Consider the following 8,191-nt stretch of genomic DNA (forward strand, 5'->3'; position numbering starts at 1 on the left):
AATCACCATCACATCGGGAGCAACCCGTAACCGGGGATAGCCCTGGGCATAGTACAAGAATTGATTGGCAAGCACGGTTCCTGGTTGTTCGCGGTAGCGCGGCTTAGGTTCCGAGGTCGGTTGCGTTTCCAGGTATTGCGTAAGCACTTGGGCGATAGTGGCAATGGCCCAGAAATGAACATAGCTTTCAGCCACGGGCTGTCCGTCCCCCGTTGGATACTGAATTGTGGGTGTCGTAGATAAAACCATGTCTTTGTTGTAACACAGGTGGCTAGATTGATCGTGCCCCAGTAATCTCTATACTTTTTGCGTCTAACGTTCCTGTTGAGCGGCAACAAGTAGCCTTTGAAAAACAGTAAAGGCTTCTCGCCCGTCCGCTCCAACAGGATTGTTAGACGTGCCACTCGCCAATTGTCTCCTCTAAACTTCCTTACGATTGATCCCCTCTCAATCACGATTGCCCTACGCACTTAGAGTACTAATTCCAGTTCTGGAAATTGCCGCCGTTGCAGGGAAGGGTGTAGACCTTGCCCTCAGTGTTACTGTCTAGACAGCAACCGGTCGAGACGTTCTTATAAGTCATGCTTGCTGCATCAACCGATATACCCATTCCGAGCATTATCAAAACAGCGGTAATAACGGCGGTTACCTTAGTAGCAGTAGGAGCCAATTTACTCTTGGATTTTTTAACCATACCTAGTTTGAGTAACTGTAATGCCATGATATTTCGCTCCAGTTTGTCAAAAGTACAAGGTATTCTAGCTATGAGTCCTCAGAAATATGCAGGTCAGGATGGCTAGTCGTACTACTTGTGACAAATCCGATGAATCCGTTTCGGCAGGTGAGCGTATGGGGTCTCGCAGCTGTTTTATAGTATTGTTGACCCTTCTGCAAACGATCCCACTCCAAGCGTGCTGGGCAGAGTAACGGAAGTGGGTGCGCTTCTATCTGGACTTTTGCGGCAAGTACGGGCCTCCACCTAGCGATCCTGAGAGTGTGTCTCTCTTTATCGCCAAACTGGCCTCGAAGGGACAGACCCTAGACCAGTAGCGTGCAGCCGAACGCGCAATTGGTTATAAGGTTTCCTTTTGGATGGTTAGTGTATGCGCAGGAGTTCGTTTTTGGACGGGAAGCCAGGACGTGAACCTTAAACACTCTAATCAAGCGAAAACCTTATAACGGTGAAGGTGAGCGGCGGCAAAAGAACCAAAACGCTGTACTAAAAGAATTCAAACCGACCGCTCCACTGAATTGTTCGACCGATTTTGCAAAGGCTTAGACAGGCTTTGAGACTTTTTGAACTAACCAACGGTTGAGTAAGACTACAAAGATGCTGCATGGGATTAGTCCCAAAGTCGTCGTGAACGCACCAAAATCGTACTTAGATAGTAGTAACGCACCTGTTGTGGCAACCATGAAAACTCCACATGAATAAGCATATGCAGCCAGCATTGCAAGTGCGGAGTTAAAACGGTTTGGCAGCACAGCAGCAATAATCATAAAAATGCCTAGAATGATGTCCGCTGCCAAGAACTGATTGAATAGTCTGCCACTAATGACTTCCCATCCTTGCCACACAAGCGTTAGTCCACCAATCAAAAGTGCAAAAAAACGAGCTAAGTTAATCACGGGTCTACTCCTAGTAATTCGCAATCACTGCATCCCGCCCCTGAAATGTTCCCGGTGTATTCGGCAAAGCAAACATATTGTCAAAGCGGGCATTCGCTGCCAAGAGTTGTTCAAGTCCTTGAAAATCCATGCGTTCAAATCGCTCGCTCGCGGCTTGAACGACTTGAGTAGAACGCATCTTTGGACGAGCCGTAGCCGCAATGGCACTACTCGCTACAAGTCCAACTGTTAGAGCAGTCAAAATCCACATCCGTAGCTTCATAATTCCTCCTGAAGGAAAATCACAATCCTTGACAAAGGATAAACCCTGGAGTATACTCCAGTGTCAAGGGTTCTTTAGCAATATGGATCCAGACACTATGCTGATTGGTGAACTTGCTCAAAAAACTGGGCTTTCAAGAGACACGATTCGTTTCTACGAGAAAGTCGGACTCGTGACTCCATTTCAACGGAATCCAGAAAATGGCTACAAAGAATATGACAATGACGCGATCGATCGTCTTATCCTAATTACCCAAGCAAAAGCTTTAGGTTTTACCCTCTCCGAGATCAATCAAGAGATTGATTGCATGGCAGAATGGAGAGCTTTCCCAAGACGAGAAAATTCACATCATGCAAGGCAAAATTGAACAAGTGAATGAGAAAATTCAGCAATTGAACAACATCAAGATTTACTTGGCGACTAAACTGGACAAGATGAAGCAAGGGACATTGTAGATGATGAAGCCTTGTAACTCTCGCCTCAATAAAAAGCTCAAAGCGATGTTACGATTTGCGCTTACAAACAATGTCCAACCAATTGAAACGAAGCGGTCGAACAAGTGATTAGACTGCACCCAAGTACCCCTACCCGTTGGATAACACCCAATGTGTAAGGATATACGGCACAGGCAACCATGAGCAGACTCCGTTAGTTTTTGTTGGTCGGTGGCGGCGATTACGGAAGCATCGCCTATATTTTGACAAGACTTTCCCCTCAAGCTCTACCCTGTAAGGCACCCGTAGGACGCTCTTAAACGTAGGGGAGTTGCATATAAAAACCTTGAGAGTAGCTTGTGAAGCGGTTTTCAAGATTTTTATATGCTATCTGGGATGAAAATAACTCAGAGAGTATTGGGTTGTCAAGGGACTGCAACCAGACCACATCGGTACCGCATAGCCAAGCGAGGAAGTGATGACTGTAGAGGGCAGCTAGTCCCTGGAGGGTGGTATCAAAGGGACGGCGTTCTGTCACTCATCCCCTGAGATTAACACTGTGGAATCATGGTGCTGCACAGGCCATTAGTCCGGCCCGACCTAATGTTTTGTGACGGGAAAAGGGTGAGCACGGCGGTTGCCATACCAAAATTACCTTTAAAAGCGAGAGGGCTTCTAACTACGCCAGAACTGCCACCAGCGTTTAGCCGTAGTCTCCTTGAGTTGGCTAATCTGGCGGTCGTGGAGTTCGTACTGTTGCCGCTCCTGGCTTAGTTTCTGTTCACGGGTCCGCCGCTCAATGGGTGAAAAAAGTAGCTCGGCGGGGACGGGTTTATCACAGTAGAGACATTTGGGGCGAGCGCGGTTAGCCAGGGGCTTTTTGCAATTGGGGCAGGTGTACTTCATCGAGCCTCCACCTAGACGTTGAAGCGAAAGTGTAATACGTCGCCATCTTGGACTAAGTATTCCTTTCCTTCCGAGCGAACTAACCCTTTTTCACGGGCAGCGGCTTGAGAACCGTGGTCCACCAAGTCCTGATAGGCCACAGTCTCCGCCCGAATGAAGCCCCGCTCAAAATCCGAATGAATTACCCCGGCAGCCTGGGGCGCACGCATACCCTCGGTAATCGTCCAAGCCCGGACTTCTTTTTCGCCCGCCGTGAAATAGGTGCGGAGTTTGAGGATGGCATAGGTGGCCCGGACTAGGCTGGTCAACCCGCCCTCGGTGATGCCCAAGGAAGCTAAATAGTCAGCGCGGTCCGCAGCGGGTAACTGGACCAATTCCGATTCCACCTGGGCGGAGACGATAACGACCCCGGCCCCCTCGCCCTGGGCGACTTGACGCACCTGTTCGACGGCGGCGTTCCCGGTGGCGAGGTCTCCTTCACTAACGTTGGCGGCGTAGATGACGGGCTTCCCACTCAACAGACCCAGGGGGGCAATCGCCAACCGCTCCTCATCGTTCAAGGGCACCAACCGGGCGGGTTTACCTTCATTGAGAGCCGTTGTCAGCCGTTCGAGGGCCACAAGTTCCATCTGGTAGGTTTTGTCAGTCTTAGCGGGTTTGACCACCTTAGCGACCCTGCGCTCCACCTGTCCGAGGTCTGAGAGGATCAGTTCCAGGTTGATAACTTCAATGTCGCGGGGTGGGTTGATATTGCCCTCGACGTGGATGATATCTGGGTCCTCAAAACAACGGACGACATGGATAATTGCGTCCACTTCTCGGATATGGGCCAAGAACTTATTCCCCAAGCCCTCCCCCTGACTCGCACCCTTGACCAGTCCGGCAATATCCACAAACTCAATCCGTGTCGGGATGACCACGGTGGTTTTGACAATCTTCTGGAGCACCGCCATCCGCTCATCGGGCACGGCCACTGAACCCACGTTGGGCTCAATTGTACAGAAGGGGAAATTAGCGGCCTCGGCCTTGGCATTTTCGACCAAGGCATTGAAGAGGGTAGATTTACCCACGTTGGGCAGGCCGACGATTCCGGCTTGTAACATAACATCCCCGTATTGGCATTTTGTCCATTATGCCGGGTACGGTCCCCCGTCGTCGCTGGGCTATAATTCGAAGGACGCAAGAGAAAAAACGATGGTTGAACCAATTTTGCTCGGCATTGTGGTGGGTTTGGTGGTAATTACCCTAGCGGGCTTATTCGTGGCAGCTTGGTTGCAATACAAGCGCGATAGTCCCTTGGGCGGCTAGACTAACCCAGTTTTTCGGACCCGTAAAGTTTACTGCGACTCTGCAAAAGACGATTCTGGAAATGCTGTCGGGTACTGTAAGCCAACTGTTCAAAAGCGGATTCAGAAGTCGTTTGTAGTTCACAATCTCTCAGAAGTTCTTCTAAGATGTTATTTATTTGGGGTATACGCTGCCGTTGCTGGTACTGCTGCCAACATAGTTCAGCAGCGGTTTCAGCAATGATTTCCGAGATTTTTTGATGCATGGTGTGAGTAACGATAGGTATCTTTCATTGTGACGACTCTACCTACTACGTTCCCTATGTGATGCTACCGGCTTAGTTTACTGCTAAATAAGTAGAAACACTCATGAACACTGATGCTGAATGGATGCGGCACTGTCTGACCTTGGCCCAGCGGGGAGCCGGATGCACGGCTCCTAACCCGCTGGTGGGGGCTGTGGTAGTGCAAGCGGCTGAAGTGGTAGGCGTGGGTTTCCATCCCCGGGCCGGTCAGCCCCACGCCGAAGTTTTCGCCCTCCATCAAGCCGGGGTCCGCGCCCAGGGGGCAACGCTCTACGTCAATCTCGAACCCTGCCATCATCAGGGCCGGACCCCGCCCTGTACTCAGAGCATCCGCCAGAGTGGGGTGACGCGAGTAGTGGTGGGAATGGTAGACCCGAATCCATTAGTGCAGGGCCGGGGTTTAGTCGCGCTCCAAGCAGCGGGTCTAGACGTAACTACGGGGGTCCTAGAGCAGGAATGCCGGGACCTCAATCGCGCTTTCACGCACTTCATCACCACCGGGCGGCCCTGGGGAGTCTGGAAATACGCCATGACCCTTGATGGCAAGCTTGCTACGGTGACTGGGGATAGTTTTTGGGTCAGTGGCGAGCCCGCCCGCGCCCAGGTCCAAATGCTGCGTAATCAGGTGGATGCAGTCATTGTCGGGGGGCAGACTGTCCGCCGCGATAATCCCCGGTTGACCTGTCGCCTACCGGAGGGCCGTAACCCCCTCCGTGTTGTCCTGACACGGACCCTGGATCTTCCCCACACCGCCCGACTCTGGCAGACCGCCATCGCGCCGACCTTGGTTTTTACGGGACCTAACCACGACCGGGCCATGGCGGAGTTTTTAGTCAGTCAGGGCGTAGAAGTCCAGGTTTTAGCGCAAGTCACACCCAATGCCGTGTTGACCGTGTTGGGTCAGCGCGGACTGCTCAGTGTGCTGTGGGAATGCGGCGGGAACTTGGCAGCCCAAGCCCTGCACGACGGGTCAATTCAACAGGTCCTCTGTTTCATCAGTCCGAAACTGATTGGCGGTACCCAGGCACCAAGTCCGCTAGGCGGCGTGGGAGTCACCTGGATGCGCGAGGCTCTACCTTTAGAAGGGGTACGGGTATCTCAGGTCGGAGCGGATATTTTAATTGAAGGCGTGCTCAGCTCAAGTGCTTAGAGTGGCGGGCCTCAGGCTAGTTCATCAATCGCGGTCCCCATGGCGGTCGCCAGAGTGTTGAGTTTCTCGGCGGTGGGGGCCTCTAGATAGACGCGCACCAAAGGTTCGGTCCCGGAGGGGCGGATTAGGACCCAGGAGCCGTCTTCGAGGTAGAGCTTGAGTCCGTCCTTGCGGCCTGCTTGTTTCACTCCGATCCCGGCGACGCTGGTGGGAGCAGTGGCGTGGTAATGGGCCAAAACCGCTTCTTTGTGCGTCTGGGTCAGGTGTAGATCTAGGCGGCGGGTGTAGACGGGGCCGCCCGCCTCAGCAATCGTCTCGGTCACAATCTGGCTGAGGGGCTTGCCCTCGGTGGCAATGAGTTCGACCATCAGTAGGTCAGCGAGAACCCCGTCTTTTTCGGGGATATGACCCAGGACACTCAGCCCCCCAGACTCTTCACCACCAATCAAGACCGGGATCTCGCGCATTTTTTGACCCACATACTTGAAACCCACCGCCGTCTCAATCAGTTCTAGGCCGTATTGGAGAGCCAGATTATCGAGGAGATGGGTAGTGGCAACAGTGCGGACGATGGCCCCTTGCTGGTGTTTATTTTTGAATAAATGCCGCGCCAGGACCAAGAGGACCGTATTGGGCGTGAGCATATGCCCGTTCTCATCCACCACCCCAAAACGGTCAGAATCGCCATCTGTGGCAAGTCCAATCGCGGCTTTGCGGGTGACGACTTCAGACATCAGTTCGGCGAGATATTCACCCTTGGGCTCGGGCATCCCGCCGCCGAAGAGGACATCCCGGTAGGTGTGGAGGCTGGTGAGTTGGATGTTGAGTTGCGAAAGACAAGTATCCAGATAGCCCCGTGAAGTGCTGTAAAGCGCGTCGTAAACCACGGTCAAACCCGCCGCCCGGATGCGGTCGCGGTCCAATTTTTCGAGGATATAGCTCAGATATTCGGGCTTGGGGTCAAAGCGTTGGATGGCCTCAGCGGGGAAACTCGCGGGTTTTTCGTCACTCGCACCCGCAATATTCGCCACGATGGCATCGGTAATTTCGGGGGTGGCGGGTCCGGCGTAGTCGGGAATGTACTTAATCCCGCAGTAGGGCGCGGGGTTGTGGCTCGCCGTAAACATCAGTGCCCCCGCCGATTGGCGGTGCTGGGCGTGGTAAGCAATGACCGGGGTGGGGCAGTCGCGGTCCACCACCAAGACCTGCCAACCCAGACTCGCCAAGACCTCAGCGGCACTCTGGGCAAAGGCATCGGCAGCAAAGCGGGTATCGTAGGCAATCAAAACGGGACGGTCCTGGGCATAGGCACCCTGGAGATATTGGGCAATCGCCCTGGTCACCCGGCGCACGTTGGCAAAGGTAAAATCCTCGGCAATGATGCCGCGCCAACCATCAGTCCCAAAAACAATCTGCCCGCCCGTCTGGGTTGCCATAGGACACCTGCTAACAACGTCTCCATTTTGCCACTGTGTCCGACAAAAAACCCGGTCAGTGGACCGGCCTAAACGTTCAAATCACCCCGGCCTCGTAGTCCGGGAAATTGATGTGGTTGGCGACGCGGGAGGAGAGACCAGGGCGCATCTCAATCCTGACTTAGCCGTTTTTTTATTGCAGAAACAACAGACACAACGTAAGGGCGAACCCGACAGATGTAAAGTTATATCGGTCAGGTCCCCGTCACGGAACATCAAGCCGAATACTTAGAGCTGCCTTAAGCAAAAAACCTCATTCACGCAGCTTTGAGCCTCGTCTACTGAGCAAAAAACATCATTGACCAAGCTCTAAGCCTCACGGACTACAAAACTTCTCTAATTAGGCCATCAACTTTTTTAGGTAATAACGCTAATGAGGAAGTTCGCAAGCAAGCCGCCCGTTGCTTTTGGCATCTTTGGCAATCTCCAGAAACGCTTCTGACTGACCTCGATAGTCTAATTAGAAGTTTTCTCGCAAGCCCAGCATTCGCCAATGAGCCGAGCTTTCTTCTCTACGCTCTCGAAGAAACTAAGCTGATTAGCATTCAATTTTCCAGCTAAAAACCGACTGTATGAATGCTCCAGAGCTTGAAAGTGCAAATTAAACACGTGTCAGCTTATTAGGTTTTCATTGACACTTCCTATACAAAACTTACAAAAAATAAAATTATCTCTTGGAAAAGGGAGAGAAAAAAATTCTATAGCAACCCTACAGAAATGGTAAAAAGAGTCATGGTGCTCAAC

At 52.2% G+C, this 8,191-nt stretch carries 10 protein-coding genes and 1 pseudogene; 3 read left to right on the plus strand and 8 right to left on the minus strand.

What is annotated here, in order from left to right:
* The 4 genes and pseudogenes from HFM78_RS00625 to HFM78_RS00640 form a co-directional block, all read right to left on the minus strand.
* Nucleotides 1-249, minus strand: a pseudogene (locus HFM78_RS00625) (hypothetical protein); the annotation flags it as partial.
* 229 nt (nt 250-478) lie between these two features.
* Nucleotides 479-721 carry a hypothetical protein gene (locus HFM78_RS00630; RefSeq protein ID WP_287127478.1) on the minus strand — a complete coding sequence of 81 codons (243 nt, stop codon included), beginning with the start codon at nt 719-721 and terminating at the stop codon, nt 479-481.
* A 554-nt stretch (nt 722-1,275) separates the two neighbouring features.
* Entirely contained in the window at nt 1,276-1,629 is a 354-nt protein-coding gene (locus HFM78_RS00635; protein ID WP_287127479.1) for a hypothetical protein, read from the minus strand.
* A gap of 10 nt (nt 1,630-1,639) precedes the next feature.
* Nucleotides 1,640-1,891 (minus strand): hypothetical protein, encoded by a 252-nt coding sequence (locus HFM78_RS00640; protein ID WP_287127480.1) that lies wholly within the window; start codon nt 1,889-1,891, stop codon nt 1,640-1,642.
* 82 nt (nt 1,892-1,973) lie between these two features.
* Between HFM78_RS00640 and HFM78_RS00645 the strand changes: the two genes are divergently transcribed.
* Nucleotides 1,974-2,258, plus strand: a complete 285-nt coding sequence (locus HFM78_RS00645) for a MerR family transcriptional regulator (RefSeq protein WP_287127481.1) — start codon at nt 1,974-1,976, stop codon at nt 2,256-2,258.
* A 742-nt stretch (nt 2,259-3,000) separates the two neighbouring features.
* On the opposite strand, the gene HFM78_RS00650 is transcribed toward HFM78_RS00645, so the two are convergent.
* Nucleotides 3,001-3,231, minus strand: coding sequence for a hypothetical protein (locus tag HFM78_RS00650; RefSeq protein WP_287127482.1), 231 nt, complete (start codon nt 3,229-3,231; stop codon nt 3,001-3,003).
* 11 nt (nt 3,232-3,242) lie between these two features.
* Entirely contained in the window at nt 3,243-4,334 is a 1,092-nt protein-coding gene (ychF, locus tag HFM78_RS00655) for a redox-regulated ATPase YchF (RefSeq protein ID WP_287127483.1), read from the minus strand.
* A gap of 91 nt (nt 4,335-4,425) precedes the next feature.
* Between ychF and petG the strand changes: the two genes are divergently transcribed.
* Nucleotides 4,426-4,539, plus strand: coding sequence for a cytochrome b6-f complex subunit V (gene petG, locus HFM78_RS00660; RefSeq protein WP_287127484.1), 114 nt, complete (start codon nt 4,426-4,428; stop codon nt 4,537-4,539).
* 1 nt (nt 4,540) lies between these two features.
* Here the strand turns inward: petG and HFM78_RS00665 are convergent, their stop codons facing one another.
* Nucleotides 4,541-4,783, minus strand: coding sequence for a hypothetical protein (locus HFM78_RS00665; RefSeq protein ID WP_287127485.1), 243 nt, complete (start codon nt 4,781-4,783; stop codon nt 4,541-4,543).
* A 103-nt stretch (nt 4,784-4,886) separates the two neighbouring features.
* On the opposite strand from HFM78_RS00665, the gene ribD reads away from it, so the two are divergent.
* Complete coding sequence (ribD, locus tag HFM78_RS00670; RefSeq protein ID WP_287127486.1) at nt 4,887-5,972, plus strand: bifunctional diaminohydroxyphosphoribosylaminopyrimidine deaminase/5-amino-6-(5-phosphoribosylamino)uracil reductase RibD; 1,086 nt, start codon at nt 4,887-4,889, stop codon at nt 5,970-5,972.
* A gap of 11 nt (nt 5,973-5,983) precedes the next feature.
* On the opposite strand, the gene HFM78_RS00675 is transcribed toward ribD, so the two are convergent.
* Entirely contained in the window at nt 5,984-7,408 is a 1,425-nt protein-coding gene (locus tag HFM78_RS00675; protein WP_287127487.1) for a phosphoglucomutase/phosphomannomutase family protein, read from the minus strand.
* Nucleotides 7,409-8,191: the final 783 nt, after the last annotated feature.

This window comes from Candidatus Cyanaurora vandensis (assembly GCF_013285555.1).
Classification (GTDB): Bacteria; Cyanobacteriota; Cyanobacteriia; order Gloeobacterales; family Anthocerotibacteraceae; genus Cyanaurora; species Cyanaurora vandensis.